The following is a 24,452-nucleotide window of genomic DNA, read 5'->3' as shown; positions in this document are numbered from 1 at the left end:
CGTTTGCGCGGTGCGATATCTCAACCCATTCCTGAGTGATGCGGATCAGTCCAACCGACCGATGCCACTCTGACGAAGTCTCCGCCGGTCAGCTTTCGTCGAGCCACCCGAGGATCTGGTCGTCTTCAGGGTTGTCGGTCGGTCTCGGCCTCTTCTTGAAGTTCACCCGGGGAGCGTCGCCGACAAGGTCTTCCTCGCCACTGCTCGAAGGTCGGGGACGTCGCTTCTTCGACATCAGCCCGGCTTTCTCAAGCAGGCTCTTGGAGAACGGATTGTTCTCCTCCGGGGGCGGCGGTGCATCGGCTGCCGGTTCATACGCGACTTCGTAGGCGTGCTTGGCAATCGTCAGCTCATCGCCGGGATGGAGGAAGCGGGACTCTTCTCTCACACCGTTAATCTTGATGCCATTGCTGCTGTTGAGATCCTGAACGTGCCAGTATCCATTGCGGAATTCCAGCTCGCAATGTTGCGAAGAGACATTCGGGAACGGCAGGCAGATGTCGCACGTGGGTCGTCGTCCGACGACCAACCGCTGCTTCAAGAGCGGAATGGGATCTCCTCCGCCACTCGGTATGAGTTCACCAAACATAAAATCAAGCTGCTTTTCGCCCGCGAATGTTCCGAGGTCGTCCTGTCGGCCCGTAGCCATCTGTATATTCTACGGATTACAGGTTCAATGAAAAGCCGAAAGCAGGGAGAGAACAGAATTGATCACCACCCCGTTGCGAGACAGGCTCTGTTGATAGCCCATTCAAAATGATGTCTCCTGGAAACATGATGTCCGGTTTACACCCCAAAGGCTGGGCCTGATGTTTCGTCCCCAATCCAGCAATCTTGTACGACACCACTTGCTGGTGCGATCGCTTTGAATGGCGCATAAAAAAGCGTGGCGAATGTTCGCCACGCCGTTTTCTGATATCGAATGAATCTGCTGGACTCTGCCGACTCAGTCAGATCGCCCGGCGATCTCCGAATCCCTGTTCAACATCGTGAACGTGCCCGACACGATCTTCGCCGTACTGCCAGCAGAGCCGGACTTCCTGCCCCTCCTGCATCGACGGGAAATCGACCAGCCCTGTTTCCGGATCTTTCAGTTCGAGTCCCAGGTTGCCCAGCTCGTCGACATATTCCTTCAGCTGTTCGAAGTCTTCGAGCAGCGAGTTTTCCATATCTTCCACTTCTTCGCTGAATGCATCCGAGCGTTCCGGAACGGCCATATGCGAGCGTTCCAGTGCCGAAAGCCGCTCCCGGCGGGTTCTCACTTCCCCATACAGTCCGACAATGTCCCGAACGATGGCGCGGACCAGCGGCAAAGCCCGGTTTGCTTCCTCAACCGTGTAAAACTTCTTGGAAAGATCAGGTTGTGGCATCGTGGCGTTCATGAGCAAATCTTTCTCTTGAAGAACGTAGGGATATCTACTGAATTATATGCGGCCGGGCGACCTCTGAACAGCTCTTCTTGATAACTGCCGCCCGAAGATTCGCCCACGACTTTCTGGCAGGGCCGTTTGCCCTGTCAGAAAACAGGACGCACTGCCTAATTCTTAGTCACTACGACATCCAGAGACAGCAGAATGTTCGCGGTTAATGTCCACGCCGCCAGTTCCTCCGCAGGCAAATCCTTCGCGACCGGAACCTTGATTTCCTGAAGCAACTGCCGTGCCTTCTCGGGGTTATTGAGAAAATGTTGTACTTCCTGCTCGTACCCGGAGACCAGAACAGCGAGTTCTTTTTCGGTCGGTTCGTACCCTGTACATGTGCGATAAAGAAACGTTCCTACGGATTGTGGCGTTTTTCCACCTTCAGTCATGCCCCGTTCAGCCAGACCGCGAGCACATTCCAAAAACTGGGGATCGTTGAACAGCATGAGCACCTGCAGCGGCGTGTTTGTCCGCTCGCGACGCACGCAGCCCGATTCCCGCGATGGCCCGTCGAACGTAGCAAGTTGCGGCGGAGGAGACGTCCGCTTGATGAACGTGTAGAGAGTGCGACGATGCGTTTTCTCAGGTTCGGTGTCGGCCACGAAGCGAGCGGTATTGGATCGCGTATAGCCGACGGCGTACCAGAGTCCGTCCGGTTGTGGTGGCTTCACACTCGGTCCGCCAAGTTCTTCGACAAGCAGTCCCGAGACAAAGAGCGCCTGGTCGCGGAGAACTTCGGCGTCGAGTCGAAACCGCGGCCCCCGAGCCAGCAGCCGGTTCTCCGGATCCCGACCGAAATCGCCCTGACGAAGATGAGAACGCTGACGGTACGTTTTCGACAGGACCATCTGGCGAACCATGTGCTTCATATCCCAGCCTGACTCGCGAAACTCGACCGCCAGCCAGTCGAGCAGCTGCGGATGGCTCGGACGTTCTCCCTGCGCACCGAAATCTTCGGAAGTTTTGACCAGACCGATCCCGAACAACTGCTGCCAGAATCGATTGACCGCCACGCGAGCGGTCAGCGGATTCTCTTCACTGACGAGCCAGTGCGCCAGCCCCAGACGGTTATTCGGCCAGAGGGGATCCATCGATGGCAACGCTTCCGGAGTGCGACGCTCGACCTCCTCTCCCTTCTGATCGTACTCGCCACGGTTGAGCAGGTACGACGGCTTCGGCTTGTCCATCTCTTTGAAGACCATCGTCGTCGGAATCGTCTCGGCGAATTCGCTCCGTTGCTTTTCTGTCGCCGTCAGCTGGCTCTGCAGCTGCTTGTAATCTGGGAGATCAACAACGTTGGCTCGAAAGTGCTTCTGAAGTTCCGCCGTTTGAGCCGGGGTCCGTTTGTCGGTTTCCGTCAGCAGAATCTTGCGAATTCCATCGGGAACATTCCGGGCGATCGGATCGAAATCAGCGATCGACAGTCGCACTCGACCGAACTGATGCTGGGCGTAGGGCGACTCGTGCCGCAGCACGATCTTTACCCGGAACGGCTCGTTCGCTCCAAAGGGTTCGGCGGCCACGAATTCCGCAGTGCGATTCTCTCGAAGCTTGAACCCTTCAATTGCCCATCCAGTTCCTGGTTCGCCATCGATCGCGTTCGCGATTTTGAAGTCGCCATTGGACTGTTCGTGATCGGCGCGAGCGGCATCGATGGGGACGCGTCTCCATTCGCCCGGCGTTGTTCCCTCGGAGACGTACAGTTCGAACTCGCTGAGAACGACATTGCTGTTCTGACTGCGGCCTGCTCCCCCAGCGGTGAGCGATTCATGAATCAGCCCCTCAAGGCGAACCGATTTCTTGGGCCCGTTGGCGATAGTGGCGACGACCTCGTAAACCTCTCGAGAGGGATTGGTTCCGGACGCAAGAATGGACAGGTCCGGCAGGACTTGAAGATCGGCTTTCCCCTGCGAAATGTATTCTTCCGGCACCAGAACCATCCAGTCGTCCTGCTGTTCCGCGGAGGACGCCGCTGCCTGCTCCCAGTCGAGTTGAGCTTCAGCGAGCTTCGGCTCCTGGTCCTTCAGCTCTTTGCGAATGCCGGCCAGTTGCTGATCGAGTTCTTTGAGCTGGTCTTCCTGTTCCGGGGTCGGAACCGTAATGACCGGTGCGTGATCTTTCCGGTTCCCATCCAGTGGGTTGCCATCGAGGCTGTTGAAGTACGCGAACATCGAGTAGTAATCGTGCTGCGTAATCGGATCGAATTTGTGATCGTGACACCGCGTGCAGTCAAAGGTCGTGCCGATGAAAACGGTCCCGAAGTTGTTGACCCGCTCCACGACATTCCGCACATAGACCTCTTCGGCAATCGAGCCACCTTCACTGGTCGTGACGTGACAGCGATTGTATCCACTGGCGATGAGTTGATCCCTCGTCGGATTCTCCAGCAGATCGCCGGCGAGTTGCTCGCGGACAAACTGATCGAACGGCATATTCTGGTTGAAGGCGTTGATCACCCATTCGCGATACGGCCACATTTCGCGGTAGTTGTCGAGATGCAAACCGTGGGTATCGCCGTAGCGAACGGCATCGAGCCAGTAGTGAGCCTGATGCTCGCCAAAGCGTGGCGAAGCGAGCAGTCGATCAACGAGCCGCTCGTAGGCATCGGGTTTGTCATCGGCAAGAAATGCATCGATCTCTTCCAGCGTCGGAGGAAGTCCGGTCAGATCGAGCGTGACTCGACGGATCAGCGTCTCGCGGGCGGCTTCCCCGGAGGGAGACATTGTCTCCTGTTCGAGTCGCCTGAGAATGAACGCATCGATTGGCGAAGACGGCTGCTCCGAGTTGCTCAGCTGGGGAACAGCGGGGCGCTGGAGTGGACGGTACGACCAGTGATCCTGCCACTCGGCTCCCTGCTCGACCCATTTTTTGAGGAGAGCGATCTCGTCGTCAGTCAGCGGGCGGGGAGCATCTTCAGGAGGCATCCGCAGACTGGTGTCGTCGGTTGTAATCCGTTCGATCATCGCGCTCTGTTCCGGATGACCGGCGACGATGATCGGATCGCCGGAGTCGCCGGGACCGAAGGCGCTGGCCTGCACATCGAGTCGGAACCCTCCTTCCCGATGTTCGGCGTCAGGCCCATGACAGGCGAAGCAGCGATCCGAAAGCAATGGACGGATCTGCTGATTGAAGTCGATCCGGTCTTCCGCGACGGCGGGCGAAACGAGACTGCAGGCGAAGATTGCGCTGGCAAGCGACAAACACGAAAAAGGGCGACAGGTCATGTGGCGGGCCCTGCTTAAAAGATTCGCCGCTCCCTGGAGAGTTCGAGCAGCGGTGTTGATTTTCACGGAGAGTCCCGGGAATATTCGCGGGGAACTCTTTATCCTATTTTGCCGGCTGGTCCGCTCGGACGCAAACCCATCCGTTGATGCGAAGTTTCAAACGGGCATTTGTCTGCGTTCCAGTCGAGCGTCTCAGTCCTGAATTGCGAGTGCTTTGTGTTGATTTTCGTCCTGAGCCTGTTGGCTTATCTCATCGGCAGTATCCCGTTCGGCCTGCTCGTTGCCCGCGTGTTCGGAAAGATCGATATCCGCACGGTGGGGAGCGGAAACATCGGTGCCACGAACGTTGGTCGCGTGATGGGCTTCAAATGGTTCATCGTGGTTTTCGTGCTCGATGCCCTGAAAGGCCTGCTGCCGACTCTGGCCGCCAAACTGCTGCTGGCTTCCGATTTGCCGACACTCGGTTCGATGCATGGCGCGACCATCGTCGGCGCGTCGACAATCATCGGACATATGTTCCCCTGCTACCTGAAGTTCAAAGGGGGGAAAGGAGTCGCCACCGGGCTCGGAGTCGTTTTCGTCCTGGCGCCACTGGCTTCGGCGATCGCAGCGGGGACGTTTGCGCTTTCAATGCTGATCTGGAGAACGGTTTCGATCAGTTCCCTGCTCGGCGCCCTGGCCTTTGCGGTGGCCGAACTGCTACTACTCAAGCCTCACCCGTTTACGCGAGAGAACTGGGCGTTGGGGATTTTTAGTCTGCTGGTCCCGGGATTAATCATCTACCGGCATCGCAGCAACATCGTCCGGCTCATCCGGGGCGAAGAGAAGGCGTTCACGCCAAAAGAGGCAGCTGACTCTGCACGGTCACCGGAACCCAGGTAGCATTCCCGCCGCGGAGGCGACGGTTCCGAGCCTCGGTTATCGCGAAGAAACGACAATGTCGTTCTTCAACGTCTGGTCATTCACCGCCTGCATCGCAGCCCGCGTTGCCAGCTGTTTGTGGTAGTAGCGATCGGTCGTGCCCGTGACCACCAGGGAATTGTCGTGAGACGACACCTGCAATCCCCGGATGAGTCCGCCGGTCATCTGCCGGATGGCCTGTTCGACGCGGTTCGCATGCTCTTGCCACGCATGATCGTCCATTATCGGTTCCCTTCCATGCCTACGCTGCTTCGTCCCGAAACGGGATTCAACATCCACTGTCTAAGCCGCTCCGTCGACGGCAACGTATCGATCAACCTTCGTTGATAACGAGGATACGACTGCTGATTTGAACCGTCAATTACGAGATTTTGCCATTCGCGAAAAACCGACAGAATAGTCCCCAGACTCGTCGCGCTCACGAATTTAGTGCTGCTCCAGATACGTCTTGTACGAGAGCTGCCCTTCCCAGCCGAGCTTGCGATGGAGCGTTTCGTAGTAGCTGTGATTCGGGAACCGGACCAGTTTGCAGTTCGCCGCCGCTTCCCGGAACGTGATCGAATCGCCGTGGCAGAACTCACGATGAATGTGCCCGTCGATGACCGCCAGGACTTTCTCGTCCTGTTCCGGCAAAGTCAGTTCGTAGCAGCAGTCGGCTCGGTCGACAATCGGGCGAATGGTCAGCGTATGCGGGCAGATCGGCGTGAGCACAAACGCTCGAATCGTCTGTCGCAGAATCGGGCCGCCCGCTGAAAGTGAATGGGCAGTCGAACCGATCGGCGTGGCCAGAATCAGGCCATCGCCGCTGTAGGTCGTGACCGCTTCCCCGTCGATCGAGAGCTGCACATCGAACATGTGCGGTGCGTGCCCCACGCGAATCGCCAGTTCGTTCAGACCAAGATGCCGTTCTTCGGATCCGTCCTGTTTGCGGATGATCGCCTCGAACATCAGCATCTCGGCAATCTTGAACTCCCGCCGGGCGATCAGATCGAGATGCCGCTGCAGATCCTCAAGCGTAAGATCGGCGAGGAAACCGAGTCGTCCCAGATTGATCGGCAGAATGGGAATCTGATGATCGCCGAATTGCCGACAGGCTCGCAGAATCGATCCGTCGCCACCAAGCACAATGGCCAACTCGGCATCGAGTTCCTTGTGCTCGAGGTCTTCAGTCATCGCGACGCCGACAACTTCGATCTCTCTACGGGATGCCAGACACGGCTGCAGCTTCTCCCAGGCAGTTCGAACATGCTCGTGGGGACTGCGCGCCAGAACAATGGTGCGGATCGGGGGCTTGGAATTCATGCCGCGAGTATACCAGAAGTGAGCCGCGGAACAGATTCAGCACGCCAATTCGGGCAGCTTTTCGCAGTCACTCGACGACGAACTGGTAAACCTGAATCTTCCACGGACCGGTCCCCTCGACCTTGAATCGGTACTCCCCGCATTCCTCGTAGTTGACGCCGCCATGCCCGCGAATCGGCTTGCCGGGCATCTCCAGAAACATGTCCTGTTCGCCATCATCCCGAGTCCAGGTAATCCGCTTCAAATGGCCTGAATGTTCCCAGCGGAACTCCCACTGGTCCTCGATCTGAACCGGTCCGACTTCGCCGTCGTCCGTGCCGGTGAACTCAGCGACAAGGATATGACCACTTTCGCTGGAAGCCGGCATCGCGAAAACGCTGAGGACGGTCACCACAACCACGAACAGAAACAGCAGCGAACAGGCCACCACATAGCCGGTGGCGGTCCGGATGCGGGCGTGAGGATCGAGATAGCTCTGGTCGGCGTTCATGGGTCGGACTGCTGTTCGGAAAAGACCGCGAATTGTTATCCACGGCATTATAAGCAGTTCACGCCGCAAGACACTGCGACAATTCGGCTCGATTCGCGGGACTCATCATCGCGCGGCAATCATCGGCGACGTCTGTGGACGCGGCTGCCCGGCGCGAGATCGATGTGAAACTCAAAAGGCGTCGATCAGAAATCGGCGAGATAGTGTTGGGCAAACAGATTCATGACCTGCTCGACAATCTCGGGTTGGACGTGGCGGTTGTCCTGTTCGTACGGATCGGTGAAATACTCTTTGACCAGTTCGTAGGACGGGAAGTAGAAGAGGCGATTGTCGCGGGAGTGGCTGCGAACAACTTCGCCGAGGCTCGCTCGCAGAATGGCTTTCGACTCCGAATTCGCCGTGATGCAGGAGACGGGACGAAATGTTGCCACGAGCGGCACTGGCGAAAGCGTGAAGATGATGGTCGCATCGGGACGATGGTGCCGCACGAGCTGATAGATTGCTTCCAGATTGGCAGCGTTTTCCGCACAGGTGCTGACGCGGAACCCGTGGCGGGACGGATCGAACACATCCTGCGGAATCGCCCGCCAGAAGACTTCGCCCGTTTCGCGACTGTACCAGATCTCGGAGAGCCCCAGCGTGAAGATGAACACGGAGGTCGACTTCAGAATTTCGCGAGTCGCCAGCTGGGCATCGACGTCGGGCGGGACGAGTCTGCGATCCTGGTCGTACCAGAGCGATTCCTGAAACGTGCGGTTCTCCAGTGCCCATTCGAGCTGCTGGCGGATCGCAAAGGTGTTATTGATCCCCGCTCCGTAGGTCATGATGTAGCTGTCGGTGTTCCATTCGGGGGAGCCGACCTGATACCGATGGGCTCGCAGGAACTTCGTCAGATGGGCGGCAAAGCAGCTGCCAAAAGCCGTGAAGCAGTCCTTTCGCGTAAGAAAGGGCAATTCCGGCGTCCAACCGTGCAGCACATATTTCGCCGCGGAATCGGGCTCGGCCAGATTGCCCTTGCTGGCGATGAAGTTGCAGTGCTCTCCGCGATACCAGGTGCCGTGAGCGACCTTTTTCTCCTGACCCTGGCGGTAATGGACCGGCGGCAGCATGGCGAGGTTCCTTCCTCGTACGCATGGACAGCGAGGCAAATGATTGGAGCCGCGAGCGTTTTCGCGACATCCGCACTTCTACCTATCGGCCGATTTGGGCAGCGAACTTGGAACGATTATGCCGATTACGTCGAATCGGCCAGAGTCTGTGGCTCTGCCGCAGGCGTGTCCGCATCGGCCGGTTTTCCCCACAGGCCAATCACGATCAGCGTGAGCTGACTGAACACGAACAGCATCAGATTAAACAGCACCCCTTCGGTGAAGCCGTACGAATGCAGCCCGACACCCAGCTCGTTCACACCGAACCAGCTCCAGGCGGTCGTGATGTTGCCGGCCACGGCGAGCACGGCCAGACCACGCGTACCGATCATGCGATCCCAGCGGGCATGCAGCACAAGGGCGTTCCAGAGCACGATAATCAGGGCCCCGTTTTCCTTCGGATCCCAACCCCAGAAGCGGCCCCAGGAATCATCGGCCCACAACCCGCCGAGCACGGTTCCGACAAAGCTGAACCAGAGGGCAAAGCAGAGCGTGCCGTAAATCATCCGGGCCAAGGCCTTCTCCATACCTTCCGAAAGAGACACCTGCGGTGCCCCGAACAGGAAGTGCATCGGTATGATGCTGACGGGAATCGCCAACAGGAACGGACCGATGTTGCGGACGAGCGGCGGAATGCCGGTCCCCTGCAACGCCAGCACTCCGGCGACCGCACCACAAACGCCCAGAAGGGCGATCGGGTTTCGGCGGCAGATGTAAATGAGTCCGAGTGCACCGGCGACGAATGTCGCAGCATAACCGAGCGTGACACAGACCACATGCGTGCTCAACCAGAACTGGGTATCGAGTACAGCCTGAAGCACGACAAACGTATCACCGTCGCCAGCGAGTCCATGAGCAATCCACAGCGACGCAAAACCGGCCGCGGAAGCGAGCACGTTCCCGATCCCCCGCTTGAAGACGAACTCCATTACCATGCCGAACAGCACCCCGGCCCAGCCGATGAAAACGGCCGACGAGTACAGATTCGTGACCGGCGGACGTCCCGAAATCGCCATGCGAGCCCAGATCGCCCATGTATGGACACCGAATGTGAGCAAGATCAATCCGATCGCCGCCCAGTTGGCCGGGAGAATTGTTCGCGGCATCAGCCAGCTGGCCACTGCAATCACGAAGGCCAGGATGTAGAGGAAGCCGGGGTAGAAGAACGGAGCGAAACTGTTGAACCGGGTCTCGAAGGAAACGCGGGTCATGTCGACGTCTTCGACCTTCTCCGTCTTGAGCAGAGACTGATACTCGCGGACCTTCTTGTTGAACGTCGCCGCATCTCCCTCCTGATACGCGTTGATGATCTCCGTGAACTTACCGGAGAACGGATTCGCTTCCGCTTTGAACGCCGTTGGATAAATGATGTCGTTCAGGAAGGCCTTCGAATAGGTTTCCCATTCGTCTCGCTTGAGACTTTCGTCGTCCGGCCCCATCGATTCTTCCACGGGCGGAACCAGCAATGGCGGTTCGCGTTCGTCGAGCTGCCGGGCGCGGGCCAGAGCCGACATGAACTGTTCGGTCACGTTCTCGCCTTCGATATCGATCTGCGGCGAAATGAAGGCAGCGGCGAGGATATCGATCGCACCGAACTTGCGTTCGAATTCGAGAACCTTCCGCTGATAAACTGAAAGAGACCCCGGCGATTTGTCTTTGAGCTCGCGGGCTTCCCGCGTCGCGGCAGTCAGCTCCGCCAGTTTCGGCTGAAGTTCACCGAGGGTGTAACGGTGCGATTTCCTGCGTTCCAGTTCGAGCGAGGAGAGAAGCTCATCGTTGTCGATCTTGACGATCGGTCGCTGCAAGGCCCTTCTCGAGCCGGCGATCATTTCCAGGAACCACTGGGTTCCGGAGAGCGTTTCGGCATCACGAGCCGGCTGATCTTCAGTCGCCGGTTTCTCTTCCATGCGGATCGATTCCCGATTGCTAGTGATCCGCAGCGTGTTTCGCACCAGCGTATCGATCGGCTTCACACGGCCTTCGTAGATGACCGGAATCTTGCCGAACTCGTAGTAATTGAATTCTTCAGCCGCAGGTTGCGGAACCTTGGCGAGACTGAGCAGCCAGTAGCCACAAACCCCGAGCAAGAGCACGGCTGGCACCACGTTTAAGGCAAAGCCGACCGGATCGAACTCCCTGATCGATTCCGGCGTGTCGAGGGCATGTCCACCGACTTTGCCGGTCGCCAGGCGGTTCAGAAACCGCATCAGGCTCACTCCAAACTGATACAGCATGCCAATCGCGACGATCATGCAGGCAACGTAGGGAATCATCCAACCCTCGTTGGTCACAACCTGCAGCGTTGTCATTTCGCCGCGGGGCAACTGATTGAACCCACTCTGATAGAAGGTCTCCCCGGCGAACCGCAGCGGGTTGTTCATCCAGATCCTGATCTTCCGGTCTTCGTTGCGTGTCTTGTCGACCAGTCGGACTTCGGAGGAGTAGTTGCGGGGCGTATTCGTTCCGACGTAGTCGTCTTTTCGGACGTCGATCAGGTGCATCGAGAAGTCTTTGTAGACTCGCTTGAACCGTAGAGAGACTTCGTACGATTTGTCACCGACCTCAACGGTATCCTGACGATCCACGGCACTGGCCAGAGCCGAGATGAGCAGCGTGTGCAGGGTCTCGCCCGATTCCGAGTCGACGATATCGACGTAGGCGGCCGGATAGTCGGCGTTGCTGTCAGTTCCCGTCGTCCCGGCGAGCGGTTCAATCGTATGCGTTTTTCCCAGACCAAAGTCGGCCGGGTTCTCGTCGTCAGCTTCGCGGGGTTTCAGGTCGGCGTTCTGGAAATATTCCCGAACCCGCAGGGCGAATGGCAACTGTTCGCTGCGGAGAAGTTCGTCGTCTCCGGCACGCCTCTTCAACAGCGAAGACGGCACGACAGTCTGAACATCTTTGTCCGATGGCGAACGATCGATCACGGCCAGTTCGGCCGAACGGATGTCCTGCACGAAGTTGGTCGTTTCGCCTTCGAAGAGAATCATGTTCCCTTCTTCGTGCAGCGAATACACCACGACTTCATTGGCCATGATCATCAGCACGCCGGCATGCAGCAGAACGATCCCGGCGCGTTTCTTGAAGAGCAGCAGGCAGCCGCCCAGCAGCACACCGCCCGCGAACGTGGCCTGAATCAGCTGCCACATAATTCGCATCGATGAGTTGTCCAGACGCACTGACTCGCCACCAGCCACCAAAAAGCAGCCCGTTCCCAGGAACAGCAGCGACAGTACAGAATAGGTGTAGAACTCGACCTTCTTCGCCGCGTCGCCCGCATGCTTACTGGCCGCGATTCCGCAGCCGATGGCTGGAAGAAACAGGCTGTAACACATCAGGTTCCAATATTTCGACCAGTCGATGCTGGCCGTTTCATAGACCGAATCGCGTTCGGTTCCGAACACAATTACCGCCCAGGTGAGCAGGATTCCGATCAACGTGACCACGCTGCCCCAGAGGAGCCGTGATCCTTTTGCCTGCACTTTGAAACGTAGCGCGTGCGCCGTGAGCAGGTTCAAAGTCATCAGGCCGCCGATGGTCCAGCCTCCGGGAAACCAGAAGCCGCCTGGCACGTTCTGGAATTGAGGAGCCCACGACTTGGGGAAGAACACCTGAAACTCGATCCAGGCCATCCAGCAGCGGAAGTAGCCGTGAACGACGTCCCAGATATCTTTGTGCGATTGAGCCAGAGTCCCGGCCAGCACGAGAAAAATCCCCAGCGCGAACAGGACGACACTCAGTTTGAGTGAAGCCAGAGGCCGAAGAAACGCAAGCGATTGATTGTTCGCCGGTCGGATTCTCTTGTCTGCTGACGGTTCCATTCTGTCCTGTACGCTGGCCATGAATCTCTTCCAGTTTCCGATTGATCAATGGAACGTCGCAGAAAATCAGACGTTCCAATTCAAGCTATTATAAGGATCCGCATTCCACTCGCGGGGCCGCATTTTGCAGATCTGCGACAAGTCCGCCGAAGTTTCCCCTTGCCGGGAAGTAGCTCGACGCTTCCTCCTCCGGGCTTAGCCCGCGAAGGGCGGACGCATGCCCGTGGACTTCTGCTCGCCGACGATATTCACGAAGTAAATGGTTCGCCCATCCTGGCTCGCTTTGGAAATCTCCAGGGAAGGATCGTCCCCGGCGGCTTCGATGTCGGTCGATTTGATTTCCCCGAGTCCCAGCTGTCCGCGCCAGCGGTTGATGTTCGCCACCGCGTTCAGAAGTTCTTCTTCGCTGCTCGGCAGCGGCGAGATCGACATTTCCAACGCCCCCGACTCAGCCGGAATCTTCATGGTGGCGAAGCGGAACTGATTCCCCGGCAACTGCTCCCAGCCTTCCGGCTTTGTCAGCACGGGTTGTCCGTTCTCGTATTTCATGGAGACCACGTAGTCCCGCAGCTGAGGCACGATCTTGTTCACTTCGTCGACCGGACCGGTCAGCTTATAGAACCAGGTCTGATCGTCCACGCGAACCATCGCTCCGAACATGCGGGCCGGCTCGCCGACGGCTTCGGTCGAAGGAGCAGACATCATCGGAGGAGCCGTCCGCTCGGGCGGTTTCGCTCCCTCGATGTGATTCTCGGCGAAGACATCCTCTGGCTTACGAGTTTCGTAAGTGCGAATCTGCTCGCTGTCGCCACACCCTGTCAGCGTGAAAACAACTATGGCCAGCAGGAACGTGTTGAAAATAATTCCGCGCGGAAATGTAAAGATGCTCTGCACAGCATCAACTCCATATCTCTTGGGGGATCAGACGTGGCAAACGGGGCAGGATGGTTTGGTGAATCGCGTGGTTTGCCACGGACATTTCAGGAAGGATTGATGCATCCTATCGCAGAAGCCCCCGGCAGAACAGGATTTTGCCGGCGATTTCCCGAAGAATCTCTTCGGCAGATGCAATTCTCGATGCTTCGGCACCGGGTCTGCATACTAACCTCTTGTTCCAGAAAAAACGAAACCACAATTTTCGGACTTTTGGCAACAAAGCACTGCACTGCAGGGATTTACGTATTTTACGACTCATTGTCGGAATTACAAATTCCTCTTTCCGCGTCTGACAAATTGTAATAGTGTCCGCCGCGGAGATGTAAAGATTACACGTCGGTGATGGATCATCGGCGTGGAGTTCATCAGAACCGATCATCAGGACCTCACTTCCAGAAGCCTCATTTTCTTCTTCTGAGGACTGTCGCTTCTTTGTTCCTGTCTATTGTGACGAAACCCGCGTCTGCCACTCCTGGCGAATGGATTCCCGGAGAGACTTATGAAAACTGTCGCGCAACAGATCGCGCTGGCGATCGTCTGCCTGTCGGCGACCGCAAATCTGGCCTCTGCTCAGCAAGCCGTCCTTTACGACTTCTCTGCCAGCTGGTGCGGCCCCTGCCAGCAGATGAAGCCCATCGTTCACAAGCTGGAACGGGAAGGCTTTCCCGTCCAGGTCGTTGACATCGATCAGAATCCGAATCTGGCTCGACAGTACAACGTCTCTTCGATCCCGGCCTTTGTGCTGGTCGTCAACGGGAAAGAAGTCGCTCGCGAAGTCGGACGAACCACCGAAGGCCAGCTGAGACGCATGCTCGCCTCAATTCCGAAACCCGCGGCGACTCCCTCTGCTCCGCCCCAGCAGATGATGGCCAACACCGCGACTCCCCAGACGCCGCATAATGTTGTCGGCCGGGGAAATACGGGATACGAACAACCTCGGCTCGGCTCACCATCGGCGTTTCCCGGCAATCAGCCTCCGACAACACCAGCCGCTCCCGTCTCTCAGCCAACTGCTCCAGCGAGTCCTCAGCAGTACCCGGCGAATCCCGAACCATTCCCCGCTGAAACCATTCTCGCGAGCAACTCCACAGCCGCTGACGCCGATGCCCCCGTCATTCGTGCCCAGTTTGACGAACGAGAAAATGTCACCAAACCGACGCCGCACATCGATTCCCGAGCCGCCAACGTCCGCATCCGGATTCGCGACGAAAAGGGAATCAACTACGGCTCAGGAACTGTCATCGATTCCCGACCCGGAAACACGTTTGTCCTGACTTGCGGACACATCTTCCGCAACGTCACCGACTCTTCGAAGATTGACATCGACATTTTCGTAGACGATCGCTTCGAGAGCTTCGTCGGCACCGTGGTGAAGTATGATCTCGACGCCGATGTCGGACTGATCTCCGTGCCGACCGATGGAGCGTTGCCAGTCGCCCGCCTGGCCCAGATTCCATCGAAACTGTCGGAAGGCGACTCGGTCATCAGTGTCGGCTGCAGTGGCGGTCAGAACCCGACGATCGAGTCGTTGTCGGTCACCGCTCTGAATCGCTACACCGGCCCGGACAACATTGAATGCACCGGCGTTCCGGTCCAGGGACGTTCCGGAGGGGGCCTGTTCAACGAAGACAACGAAGTGGTCGGCGTCTGTATCGCAGCCGATCCGAAAGAAAAACGCGGCCTGTATGCCGGACTGCAACCGGTCGTCGAGTTGCTCGAAGGCTGCGGACTGGCTCATACGATTCGTCGTCAGACTCCGACCGGGGACAGCCAGATTCTGGTCCAGACCGACGCCAGTGTCCCCGCAATGGCGGAAGCCGCCGCCCCTCAGGCTCCGGGACCATTCGACGCCGCCGGAGACGCTCCGGTCGCGATTACTCCCGCCGCGACGGCCTCACTTAACCCCGCCACCCTTCAGGCCCTGCAGGCTGCTCAGGGAGCCAAGTTGACGATCATCATCGAAAACCCGCAGAATCCGGGACAGCCGCAAGTGGTCGTCATTCCGTCAGCCACGCCGCGGCTTCTGGCCGACCTGACCGGCGAACTCAATCCGTCGCAGACCGTGGTGGCGAATTCCAGTCCCCCGGCGACCGAGTTCATTCCGACCGAAATGGTTACGCCGCCACAGGCTTACGCCGCTCCGACCATCAAACGGGAACTGCGAATCGAGGATCGATCCGAGACGATGCCGACCGATTTCTCCGCCGCTCAGCCTTACCGCAGGGTCCGCCAGTAAAGCGACGCGAACATAGTGAACGGAAGCAGGCTGCAAATCTGGAAAAGATTTGCCTTTTCTGCCGATTATGCCGATAATCCGAACATCCGCTGATACTTCGATTGATGCGATGAGCGTCCGCGCAGACTGCAATGAGTGCAGAATGAGGCTCGGACCGTCCGCACTTACGGCTAATCCATGGAGGAAAGACAGTGCCCGTTTTCCAAGACAATTCGCTGACCATCGGCCGCACCCCTCTTGTTCGCATCAATCGCCTCGCCGAGGGACTCGATGCCACCGTTCTGGCGAAAGTTGAAGGTCGAAACCCGGCCTACAGCGTGAAGTGCCGCATCGGTGCCAACATGATCTGGGAAGCCGAGAAGTCGGGTAAGCTCAAGCCTGGCATGAAGGTGGTCGAACCGACCAGCGGCAACACGGGGATCGCCCTGGCCTTCGTCTGTGCCGCTCGCGGCTACGAGCTGACTCTCTGCATGCCGGACACCATGTCGATGGAACGCCGGATGATGCTGCGATCTTTCGGAGCCAACCTCCTCCTCACTCCGGGAGCCGAGGGAATGAAGGGCGCCATCAACCGGGCGACCGAGATCTCCGAGAATCCCGAATACTACATGCCGCAGCAGTTCAATAACCCCGCCAACCCCGATATCCATTTCAAGACGACTGGTCCTGAAATCTGGGAAGACACCAATGGCAAGGTTGATATCTTCGTAGCCGGCGTCGGCACTGGGGGCACAATCACGGGTGTGGCGCGTTATCTCAAAAAAGAGAAGAATCACCCGGTCCACACAATCGCCGTTGAGCCAACCGGAAGCCCGGTCCTCTCGGGTGGATCTCCCGGTAAGCACAAGATTCAGGGCATCGGAGCCGGCTTCATCCCGGACAACCTCGACATGTCGCTCGTCGATGAAGTTGTGCAGGTGACCGATGAGGAAGCCTTCGACACCGCTCCGAAGATCGCGACGATGGAAGGCATCACCTGCGGCATCAGCTGCGGAGCCGCCATGGCCGCCGCGTTGAAGGTCGCCGCCCGTCCGGAATCGAAAGGCAAGACCATCGTCGTCGTCCTGCCGGACTCCGGCGAACGCTACCTGTCGACCCCCATGTTCGACTTCACCCGCGAATAAGCGGAGCGGATGGGAAGATTAAAAAGCCTGCGCGGAACACCGTTCCGCCGGGCTTTTTTCGTGCGCAGCCTCCCCCGAAGAATAGGTGCCACTGCTGGCTTGCCCAGCAGTGCAACGCGGCATGGGACTACAGCGAGTCACCGGATTTCCGATGTCTCCCGTCCCTCACTTACGTTTCGGGTTAGGAATGAGCGACCGAGGGCCTCGTGTGGCTTCACCTCCCCGGTTGAATCAACCGGGCTATTCATGATCGGTGAAGTTCGAGCTTGCCTGGCCATCCGTCTTAAACCGCCGGGAATGGGATCGAACAAGCGAGACAATCGAACAGATGGAGGGGAGAACTGTTCCAACCAGGCCGCAGAAGGCGTAAGAGAGCGTCGTGCCGACGACCTGACCGAGAACTGCCGGCTTGGGTGGCTCAGGCGATGCTGCCAGAGCGATGTATTCTGTCGCCCCCGTATACACGGCGGCAATCGACAGCATCGCTGGTCCCAACGAAAGACAAAGCATCAGAACGGCCAGCTTTCGATGCGGAAGAATGCAGAGAATCAACGCCAGGAACGCGAGAACTCCACCGGCGACGAGCAACGGAGCCCCTCCGGACATGATTAGCCAGACGACAGGATTAAGTTGCTGCACTTGTCCAGGCATGGTCATTCTCCACGAGAGTCGAAGGGGAGTGCTTCAGCGCTGATTGGCAGAAGACTACGTCACCGCTTTCTCCGACAGTTTTTCCAGTGGCATGCGAACTTCCTTCAGCAGTTTTGAAATGACCGAATCGGCCGTGATGCCTTCGCTGTCGGCCTGAAAGGTGGTCACAATTCGATGTCGGAGCACCGGATGGGCGACGGCCCGGACATCTTCGGTCGTGGCGTGGTAGCGGCCGTGCAGCAGCGCGCGGGCCTTGGCTCCCATAATCAGATTCTGCCCTGCCCGCGGGCCGGCTCCCCAGCTGAGGTAGTCTTTCACGTACTGTGAGGCTTCCGACTCGGTCGGCCGCGTCGCACGAGCCAGATCGCGGGCGTAGATGAAAACGTGCTCGGCAACCGGGACTTTGCGGACGACATCCTGCAGAGCGAGGATCTGCTTGTCATTGAGGATCGGATTCAACTTCGGTGGAGCATCGGCTGTGGTCCGCATCAGGATTTCGAGTTCTTCCGAAGCGGTCGGATACTTCACGATCGTGTTGAACATGAACCGGTCGAGCTGGGCTTCGGGGAGCGGATAGGTTCCTTCCTGCTCAATCGGGTTCTGGGTGGCAAGCACAAAGAATGGAGCCGGCAGCCGGTACGTGCTGGAACCGACCGTGACGTGCCGCTCCTGCATGGCTTCCAGCAGAGCCGCCTGTGTCTTGGGGGGCGTTCGGTTGATTTCATCGGCCAGTACGATGTGCGAGAACAACGGCCCCGGCATGAACTGGAATTGCTTCCGTCCCGTTTCGATGTCGTCCTGAAGGATGTCCGTTCCGGTAATATCAGAGGGCATCAGATCGGGTGTGAACTGAATGCGGCGGAAGGAGAGGTGCAGCAGTTGAGCGACCGTGCTGACGAGCAGCGTCTTGGCCAACCCTGGCACGCCAACCAGCAGGCAATGTCCACGGCAGAGCAAAGCGATCAGCAGCTGCTCGACCACTTCGTGCTGACCGACGATGACTTTGCCGATCTCTTCCCGCATCCGAGCCGAAGCATTAACCAGCCCCTTAATGGCCTGGGCTTCCTTGGATTTGCTCTGGGCATCCAGGTTGATCGGTTCGGGAGTAAATCCAGGGCTGCTCATGAGATGGTCCAGCGGCAGAAGAAATGGGCGAGCGACAGCGAGTAATGACGACCGCAACAGAGTGGAGAGGAGGTCCTCGTGGAATCCGCTCCTGTCGCGTTATATAGTATCCATCGCGGAACCCCTTTTTCAATTCCTGCAGGGAAGCGACGTGATGGCAGACATTGGCTGGCTGGTCTTCGACGTCGAAGCGGTGGCAGACGGCGACCTGATCGCTCGACTGAAGTACCCGGAACTCGACCTCACCGGCGAGGATGCAATCGCCCGCTTTCGAGCCGAGCTGATGGCCGAGAAAGGGAGCGATTTCATCCCCTACACCTATATGCTGCCAATCTCGGTCGCGATCGCCAAAGTGCAGACCGACTTCCGCCTGGTCGACGTCGTGGTGCTCGATGATCCGGAATTCCGTCCGTCGGTGATCACCAATCTTTTCTGGCAGGGCTGGCGAGCGTACCGGCGTCCGACGTTCGTCACCTTCAACGGACGTGGCTACGATCTGCCGTTGATGGAACTTTCAGCGTATCGGTACGGCTTGTCGCTGCCAGACTGGTTTCAGGTCTCGGGCCGGTCTTTCGAGCAACCTCGAAACCGGTACAACTCCCAGAGCCATCTTGATCTGATGGATATGATGTCGAACTTTGGCGCGACCCGCATGGCGGGTGGCCTGAATGTGCTGGCCAACATCATCGGTAAGCCGGGCAAGACCGGCATCGATGGCTCTCAGGTCCAGGACGTCTACAACGCCGGTGGGGTCCGTCAGATCAACGACTACTGCACCTGCGATGTGCTCGACACCTACTTCGTGTTCCTGCGGACGCGGGTGCTGACCGGCGAGGTCACACTGGAGCAGGAACAGAACTGCGTCGCCGAAGCCAAGGCCACGCTGGAGTCGCTGCGGGAAGAACGCCCCGCGTTCGAACACTATCTTACCCACTGGGGCGACTGGCAGCCGCCGGCCTAGAGACTTTTCGTGCATCTCCTGCAGACGCCTGCAGTCGACTTTTGAACCGCTCTCGCTGGTTGACCTGCATTCTGTGACGCGACTGGCAGTTTGTCTCGTTCGAGGAAGCACAGTCTTGAAACACAGCTGTGACGCTCGGCTCTGCGATGCGCGCGTTGACACTCTAATTTGCGATGCGCGCGTTGACACTCCACTTTGCGATGCGCGCCTTGACGCTCTACTTTGCGATGCGCGCAAAGAAAAAGCCGACAGTTGAAGCGACTGCCGGCCCATTGATTCAATTCCTGATGTTGCTCAGATCAAGCGAACATGCTCTGCTCGTGGACCTTTCGGTCCCTGTCCCTTTTCGAAAGAGACTTGCTGACCTTCCTGGAGGTCATCGTAACGACACCCTTCCAAGTTGGACATGTGGAAGAAAATATCCTTCCCGGAATCCGTTGCAATGAAGCCGAACCCCTTGTCAGTCAGCCGTGTAATCGTGCCTTCAGCCATAGCCTTCCCATCGTCAAAAAAAACGTGCTTGAGATCCGTTTGAGCCGCAACCTGGACCAAAGAAAAGAAACGAATCTCGTGAGCACACTATACGCACGCTTAAATCAGTTTGTCAAAGCCGGTTTGTAAATTCCCCAACTTTCGATCAAACCTCTGGAGAGGGTCCGGACCCCGGTTTCGGAGGCGGGTCGACAGCAGGCAACCACAATCCACTCAAGTTGGGGCGTCGCACGCCTCTTGAAACTAGACCCGCCGGAGCCAGACAACCTGATACGGCAGCAGTTCCATGTCGTGCGAAGTCTGGTAAGTCGTGTTCGAAAGCTGGTCTTCAAAGAAGCGTCCGAGGCCCGCGGTGCGCACGATATTTCCCGAAACCGTCTGCGGATAATCGGAGAAGTTCGCGAGGACAATCAGGCGATCGCTTTCATTAAACCGGCTGTACCCGAGCACGTGCTGGTTATGGAGAGGAACGAGTTCCATCTGGAGGCCGGAGACGGCTGGGACTTCTTTACGGATCTTGATCATCCGCTGAATCGAATTGAACAGCCGGCGGCGAATCGCCCGGTCTTCCGGCGTGACCTGCTCGTGGTGTTCTTCGAGATAGTCCCAGCGCATTTTCGGGCGGTGAATCCAGCGAGTGTCGTTCGCCTTCGCCGGATCGCGAACGAAGTCGTAGTCGTTCAGAATCCCCCACTCTTCACCCAGATAGAGCAACGGAATCCCGCCAATCGAGAGCGTGATGCCGTGCAGCAGAATGATTCTGCGAATCGCCAGATCCTTGAGCCGGTCATCATCCAGCTGGATCGCCTGCTCGAGCCCCGCCAGCGAGGCCATTGTGCCGGAGATACGCATATCGCCCGTTTCGATGTTGTGCTGAAACGGAACTCCATGCGCAAACGAACCGGGAAACTGGCCGGTGTAGAACTGATTGAGAAACTGCCGATGGTCGAAGCCGTTGATGCCCACCTGGGCGGCGTCGGCATCGTCGAACGTCCACCCGATGTCGTCGTGACAGCGCAGATAGTTGACCCAGATCGTGTGCTTCGGCAACTGATGACGATGGCTGAGCGACTGCCGGATCAGTTTCGTTTCCCGCGTGGCCAGCGACTCCCAAAGCAACGCCATCAACGTGGGATTGTATGAGATCTGGCACTCTTCCGGACTGATGTATCGCACGACATCGTCCGGATGCACGATTGCTTCCGATTTGAAAAGAAGCCCCGGAGCAGCCAGCCGTGCCAGCGCATTGTAAGCCTGAATCACGGTGTGGGCTTCGGGCAAATTTTCGCAACTGGTGCCCATCTTTTTCCAGATGAAGGCCACGGCATCGAGCCGGAGAATGTCCACTCCCGTGTTCGCCAGGAAAAGCATCTCGCCGAGCATGGCTCGGAACACAGCCGGGTTCGTGTATCTCAGGTCCCACTGGTAACTGTTGAACGTGGTCCACACCCACTGCTGCATCCCGTCATGCCAGGTGAAGTTCCCACGTCGAACCGAGGGGAAGATCTCACGGAGCGTGCGCTCATACTGATCCGGCATCGTGCGATCGGGATAGATGTAGTAGTACTGCTGAAACTCGGGATCTCCCGCCTGCGCCTTCTTCGCCCATTCGTGGTCGTCTGAGGTGTGGTTGAACACGAAGTCGAGAACAAGCGAAATGCCGATCTCACGAAGATCGCGGCCGAGTTCCCGCAAGTCATCGATCGTGCCGAGCCGGGGATCGACCGACCGATAATTGCTGATCGCGTAGCCACCGTCGTTATCACCCGGCCGAACCGCGAAGAGCGGCATCAGATGCAGATAAGACAGCCCGAGATCTTTGAAATAGGAAATGCTTTGACGGAGTTTGCCGAGGTTCTCGCTGAACAGATCGACGTACAGCGCCCCTCCGACCATTTTCTCGGAGCGGAACCAGTCTTCTTCATAGATCCGATGTCGGTCCAGCCGTTTGAGATCCTCCGGCCGATCAACCCAGGACTCGGCAGCCGTGAGCAGGATCTGTTCGAGGTGGTAAAAGAAGTCGTACCGTTCGCCGTAGAGTTCGAGCAGCAGCCGGAAGAGTCGCGGCCAGACTTCTTCCAGCCTCGCTTCGAACTCCTCGACTATCACGTCATCGGCACCGCTCGACTGCCAGAGCGCATCGAGTCGGGGCTGAAGGCGGCGGCGGGTGAGCAGCGCCTCTGTGGGAACGTCCAGGAGATTATTCATCAATACCGGGGTTACTCGTCAATGCTGTCGTTCGGAATGACAATGTTGTCCAGAAACTGGTAGTACTGGATCCCTTCAATAATACCTCGGGCGTGCTGTCCCTCAGCAAAGTAAATTCGGGGCCACTTCTTGAGCTTGTTCAGCTCGGGGCTGTGATTGCCCACCACCACGCCCAGCGTCCTTCCCTTCAGCATCCCCTCGTCGTTGCCGCAATCGCCACCAACGAGGACCTTCTCGGGAGCAAACCCCCAGCGATACAATAGATGCCGCATGCTGTATTCGCTGCCGCCGCGAACGGGAATGACATCGAGATACATTCCCAGCGACATGACGACGTTCGCCTTGATGCCCGCCTGCCGCAGAAGACGCTTGATCTCCGTCAGGCTGGGAGCAACCTCGGCATCGACTTCGTAGCTGACCTTGAACTCTGTCTGATTGTCGTCGGACTGCAGATAGAACCCCGGCTGCGCGTCGAGCAATTCTCTGACCGCCTTGCGGTTCCACTGATAGCCAATCTGATTCCGCCAGCTCTTGTCGGGGACGAGCCCCTTGCCATAGTACAGCTCGGTACCGACGGCCGTGTCCAGCAGATCCGGCATCGGCAGATCAAGCTCGCGAACCATGGTGAGCACGCTGTGCAACGGCCGGCCGGTCGCGATGCCGAACCCGACGTGCTCGTTTTCCTTGATGAGCTCCACAAAATCCTTCAGGGCGGCCTCATCGCCGGTCAGGGTATTATCGAGGTCGGTAATGATCAACCGATCAAAGTTCGGAATTTGCCGACGGGGAGCATTTACAGTCAACGCCGGTGGAGGCGACGTCTGGAGAATGTCACTCAGATCGCGAAGATAACGCCGGGCGTGGTTGGCCCAGGAATAATGTTCGCGAGCTCCGGAGATTCCGTTCTCAGACCATTCTTTCCACTGATCCGGTTCGGTCAACGCTCGGAGCAAGGCATTTTCAATCGCTTTCTGATCGAGCGGATCAATCAGCACCCCGTTATGGCAGTTCGCGATGATATCCCGAGGTCCGCCATCGTTGGTGGCCAGAACTGGCAGCCCGGTGGCCGCCGCTTCCAGCAGTGTCAGGCCAAACGGCTCAGTTAGTGCCGGGTTAATGAAGACGCCTCCCATTTCCCGGCAATAGCGATACAGATCCGGCACATCGGACGGAGCATGCCCCTTCGGATAAGCCACTTTGCCATGAAGATCATACACGTCGATCAGTGTGATGATGTTGGAGATCACCTTTCGCTGACTCTTCGGCAACTCCCGCAGATCGTCTCGGGATCCCATCACGAGGCAGAGGTTGGCGATTTTCTGCAGCTCGGGGCTTTCACCATAAACCCGCACGAGCATGTCGAGATTCTTCCGCTCGTCGGGGCGAGCCATCGTGAGAATGATGGGTTTGCTCGGATCCTTAAAGAATCGGTTGATGCTCTCAACAATTGGTCGTTCGCGATCATCCGGGCTTTCCGGCATGAACTTATCGAGGTCCACACCTGGCGGAATGACTTCCATGCGTTCGCGCATGTAATGATCGTAGACCGCGTATTGCTGCTCGACTTCCTGATTCGTGCTCGTCACGACCATGGCCGCAGTTTCTAGCGCGAACTCTTCGGCTTCGATCCGCGTATTGAGATTGTACGTCTTCTCAATCGACGCGGAGTTGGCTTTCCCGGCGAGCAGACGTTCGCGTTTCACACGGCCCAGCGAGTGGCCCGTGAATACGAACGGGATGTGAAGCAACCGGGAGAGATAAGCCCCCGCGTAACCGGCGTCAGCGTAGTGGCCGTGAATGATGTCAGGCAAGCCGTTGCGACGGAAGTGGCTCAGAGCCTGGTCGATGAAGACCTCAATAAAGGGCCAGAGGGCTTCTTTGCGGAGGTAGCGTTTGGGACCGAACGGAAGTCGAACGATCTTCACGTTCTCGCTGATCCGCTCTTCCACCTGAGCGTAGTCGGAACTGACTTTGTTGTCGAAGATCTGTCGCGTCAGCAGTTCGACTTCGGCGACGTTGTCGTGCTTGCCCAGTTCGCGGGCCAGTTCCAGCACGTATTTGATCTGGCCTCCCGTGTCCGCGTCCCTTCCCAGCTCCGCATCATTGGCACGAATCAAACCGTGCAGACTAATCAATGTGACCTTTGCGTTGTGAGAAATTCTGGTTTCTGTCATGGCGCCCTGTTGTGTTGTGTCGATGTTGTTGCAGCCATCGTGTCGCGAAGCGGCTGGTCGTTCATCGATCGGGTCGGCTGTTCAATCTCCGCGATATTCGTCTGCTTGACGACAGCAGTCGGACCGGAAAAAGTGGTCGAAACTGGCTGTCGCGGCCGTGTGCAGCAACTGCTATCATCGAGTGGACGCCTTGAAACTTCAAGACACCAGCGATTACAGCT

18 protein-coding genes are annotated in these 24,452 nt (G+C 57.8%); 4 read left to right on the top strand and 14 right to left on the bottom strand.

Translation table 11 applies throughout. The features are described from left to right. Positions 1–88: 88 nt before the first annotated feature. The 3 genes from L1A08_RS16235 to L1A08_RS16225 all read right to left on the bottom strand — a co-directional run bounded on the left by L1A08_RS16235 (position 89) and on the right by L1A08_RS16225 (position 4,645). The gene (locus L1A08_RS16235) at positions 89–649 is read right to left on the bottom strand and encodes an FHA domain-containing protein (protein ID WP_238757497.1); all 561 of its coding nucleotides are present in this window, start codon (positions 647–649) and stop codon (positions 89–91) included. A 301-nt stretch (positions 650–950) separates the two neighbouring features. Next, complete coding sequence (locus L1A08_RS16230) at positions 951–1,382, bottom strand: DUF2203 domain-containing protein (RefSeq protein ID WP_238757496.1); 432 nt, start codon at positions 1,380–1,382, stop codon at positions 951–953. A gap of 155 nt (positions 1,383–1,537) precedes the next feature. Next, on the bottom strand, positions 1,538–4,645 hold the full coding sequence (locus tag L1A08_RS16225; RefSeq protein ID WP_238757495.1) for a PSD1 and planctomycete cytochrome C domain-containing protein: 3,108 nt from the start codon (positions 4,643–4,645) through the stop codon (positions 1,538–1,540). Between the two features lie 216 nt (positions 4,646–4,861). Between L1A08_RS16225 and plsY the strand changes: the two genes are divergently transcribed. Continuing rightward, positions 4,862–5,527: a glycerol-3-phosphate 1-O-acyltransferase PlsY gene (gene plsY, locus L1A08_RS16220; RefSeq protein ID WP_238757494.1), complete on the top strand. Its 666-nt coding sequence runs from the start codon at positions 4,862–4,864 to the stop codon at positions 5,525–5,527. Positions 5,528–5,563: 36 nt separating this feature from the next. On the opposite strand, the gene L1A08_RS16215 is transcribed toward plsY, so the two are convergent. The 6 genes from L1A08_RS16215 to L1A08_RS16190 all read right to left on the bottom strand — a co-directional run bounded on the left by L1A08_RS16215 (position 5,564) and on the right by L1A08_RS16190 (position 13,218). Beyond that, positions 5,564–5,788, bottom strand: coding sequence for a hypothetical protein (locus tag L1A08_RS16215; protein WP_238757493.1), 225 nt, complete (start codon positions 5,786–5,788; stop codon positions 5,564–5,566). Positions 5,789–5,992: 204 nt separating this feature from the next. After that, positions 5,993–6,868, bottom strand: a complete 876-nt coding sequence (locus L1A08_RS16210; protein WP_238757492.1) for an NAD(+)/NADH kinase — start codon at positions 6,866–6,868, stop codon at positions 5,993–5,995. Between the two features lie 67 nt (positions 6,869–6,935). Beyond that, complete coding sequence (locus L1A08_RS16205; RefSeq protein WP_238757491.1) at positions 6,936–7,358, bottom strand: hypothetical protein; 423 nt, start codon at positions 7,356–7,358, stop codon at positions 6,936–6,938. A gap of 185 nt (positions 7,359–7,543) precedes the next feature. Then, complete coding sequence (locus L1A08_RS16200; RefSeq protein WP_238757490.1) at positions 7,544–8,467, bottom strand: GSCFA domain-containing protein; 924 nt, start codon at positions 8,465–8,467, stop codon at positions 7,544–7,546. A 125-nt stretch (positions 8,468–8,592) separates the two neighbouring features. Then, a complete protein-coding gene (gene ccsA / locus L1A08_RS16195) occupies positions 8,593–12,324 on the bottom strand; it encodes a cytochrome c biogenesis protein (protein ID WP_238757489.1) in 3,732 nt (1,243 codons plus the stop codon). A 195-nt stretch (positions 12,325–12,519) separates the two neighbouring features. Next, positions 12,520–13,218: a hypothetical protein gene (locus tag L1A08_RS16190; protein WP_238757488.1), complete on the bottom strand. Its 699-nt coding sequence runs from the start codon at positions 13,216–13,218 to the stop codon at positions 12,520–12,522. Between the two features lie 541 nt (positions 13,219–13,759). Between L1A08_RS16190 and L1A08_RS16185 the strand changes: the two genes are divergently transcribed. Then, complete coding sequence (locus tag L1A08_RS16185) at positions 13,760–15,496, top strand: trypsin-like peptidase domain-containing protein (RefSeq protein ID WP_238757487.1); 1,737 nt, start codon at positions 13,760–13,762, stop codon at positions 15,494–15,496. A gap of 191 nt (positions 15,497–15,687) precedes the next feature. Further along, the gene (gene cysK / locus L1A08_RS16180; protein ID WP_238757486.1) at positions 15,688–16,620 is read left to right on the top strand and encodes a cysteine synthase A; all 933 of its coding nucleotides are present in this window, start codon (positions 15,688–15,690) and stop codon (positions 16,618–16,620) included. 240 nt (positions 16,621–16,860) lie between these two features. Here the strand turns inward: cysK and L1A08_RS16175 are convergent, their stop codons facing one another. Further along, positions 16,861–17,271 carry a hypothetical protein gene (locus L1A08_RS16175; RefSeq protein ID WP_238757485.1) on the bottom strand — a complete coding sequence of 137 codons (411 nt, stop codon included), beginning with the start codon at positions 17,269–17,271 and terminating at the stop codon, positions 16,861–16,863. Between the two features lie 54 nt (positions 17,272–17,325). Beyond that, entirely contained in the window at positions 17,326–18,396 is a 1,071-nt protein-coding gene (locus tag L1A08_RS16170; RefSeq protein ID WP_238757484.1) for an AAA family ATPase, read from the bottom strand. A gap of 154 nt (positions 18,397–18,550) precedes the next feature. Here L1A08_RS16170 and L1A08_RS16165 point away from each other — a divergent pair, with 154 nt between their 5' ends. Further along, entirely contained in the window at positions 18,551–19,357 is an 807-nt protein-coding gene (locus L1A08_RS16165; RefSeq protein WP_238757483.1) for a 3'-5' exonuclease, read from the top strand. Between the two features lie 294 nt (positions 19,358–19,651). Here L1A08_RS16165 and L1A08_RS16160 read toward each other — a convergent pair whose 3' ends face one another. From L1A08_RS16160 to L1A08_RS16150, 3 genes are all read right to left on the bottom strand, one after another. After that, the gene (locus tag L1A08_RS16160; protein ID WP_238757482.1) at positions 19,652–19,849 is read right to left on the bottom strand and encodes a cold-shock protein; all 198 of its coding nucleotides are present in this window, start codon (positions 19,847–19,849) and stop codon (positions 19,652–19,654) included. A 243-nt stretch (positions 19,850–20,092) separates the two neighbouring features. Further along, positions 20,093–22,057: an amylosucrase gene (locus tag L1A08_RS16155; RefSeq protein WP_238757481.1), complete on the bottom strand. Its 1,965-nt coding sequence runs from the start codon at positions 22,055–22,057 to the stop codon at positions 20,093–20,095. Between the two features lie 11 nt (positions 22,058–22,068). Next, complete coding sequence (locus L1A08_RS16150; protein WP_238757480.1) at positions 22,069–24,231, bottom strand: HAD family hydrolase; 2,163 nt, start codon at positions 24,229–24,231, stop codon at positions 22,069–22,071. Between the last annotated feature and the right edge of the window lie 221 nt (positions 24,232–24,452).

This window comes from Rubinisphaera margarita (assembly GCF_022267515.1).
In the GTDB taxonomy this organism is placed as follows: domain Bacteria; phylum Planctomycetota; class Planctomycetia; order Planctomycetales; family Planctomycetaceae; genus Rubinisphaera; species Rubinisphaera margarita.
This window is presented reverse-complemented; position numbering and strand designations above follow the sequence as displayed.

Coding starts and splice junctions, on each gene's coding strand:
- L1A08_RS16205 (WP_238757491.1), bottom strand. CDS start 7,358: ATGAACGCCGACCAGAGCTATCTCGATCCTCACGCCCGCATCCGGACC.
- L1A08_RS16215 (WP_238757493.1), bottom strand. CDS start 5,788: ATGGACGATCATGCGTGGCAAGAGCATGCGAACCGCGTCGAACAGGCC.
- ccsA (WP_238757489.1), bottom strand. CDS start 12,324: ATGGAACCGTCAGCAGACAAGAGAATCCGACCGGCGAACAATCAATCG.
- L1A08_RS16175 (WP_238757485.1), bottom strand. CDS start 17,271: ATGCCTGGACAAGTGCAGCAACTTAATCCTGTCGTCTGGCTAATCATG.
- L1A08_RS16155 (WP_238757481.1), bottom strand. CDS start 22,057: ATGAATAATCTCCTGGACGTTCCCACAGAGGCGCTGCTCACCCGCCGC.
- L1A08_RS16185 (WP_238757487.1), top strand. CDS start 13,760: ATGAAAACTGTCGCGCAACAGATCGCGCTGGCGATCGTCTGCCTGTCG.
- L1A08_RS16160 (WP_238757482.1), bottom strand. CDS start 19,849: ATGGCTGAAGGCACGATTACACGGCTGACTGACAAGGGGTTCGGCTTC.
- L1A08_RS16225 (WP_238757495.1), bottom strand. CDS start 4,645: ATGACCTGTCGCCCTTTTTCGTGTTTGTCGCTTGCCAGCGCAATCTTC.
- L1A08_RS16230 (WP_238757496.1), bottom strand. CDS start 1,382: ATGAACGCCACGATGCCACAACCTGATCTTTCCAAGAAGTTTTACACG.
- L1A08_RS16150 (WP_238757480.1), bottom strand. CDS start 24,231: ATGACAGAAACCAGAATTTCTCACAACGCAAAGGTCACATTGATTAGT.
- L1A08_RS16235 (WP_238757497.1), bottom strand. CDS start 649: ATGGCTACGGGCCGACAGGACGACCTCGGAACATTCGCGGGCGAAAAG.
- L1A08_RS16200 (WP_238757490.1), bottom strand. CDS start 8,467: ATGCTGCCGCCGGTCCATTACCGCCAGGGTCAGGAGAAAAAGGTCGCT.
- L1A08_RS16210 (WP_238757492.1), bottom strand. CDS start 6,868: ATGAATTCCAAGCCCCCGATCCGCACCATTGTTCTGGCGCGCAGTCCC.
- L1A08_RS16170 (WP_238757484.1), bottom strand. CDS start 18,396: ATGAGCAGCCCTGGATTTACTCCCGAACCGATCAACCTGGATGCCCAG.
- L1A08_RS16165 (WP_238757483.1), top strand. CDS start 18,551: ATGGCAGACATTGGCTGGCTGGTCTTCGACGTCGAAGCGGTGGCAGAC.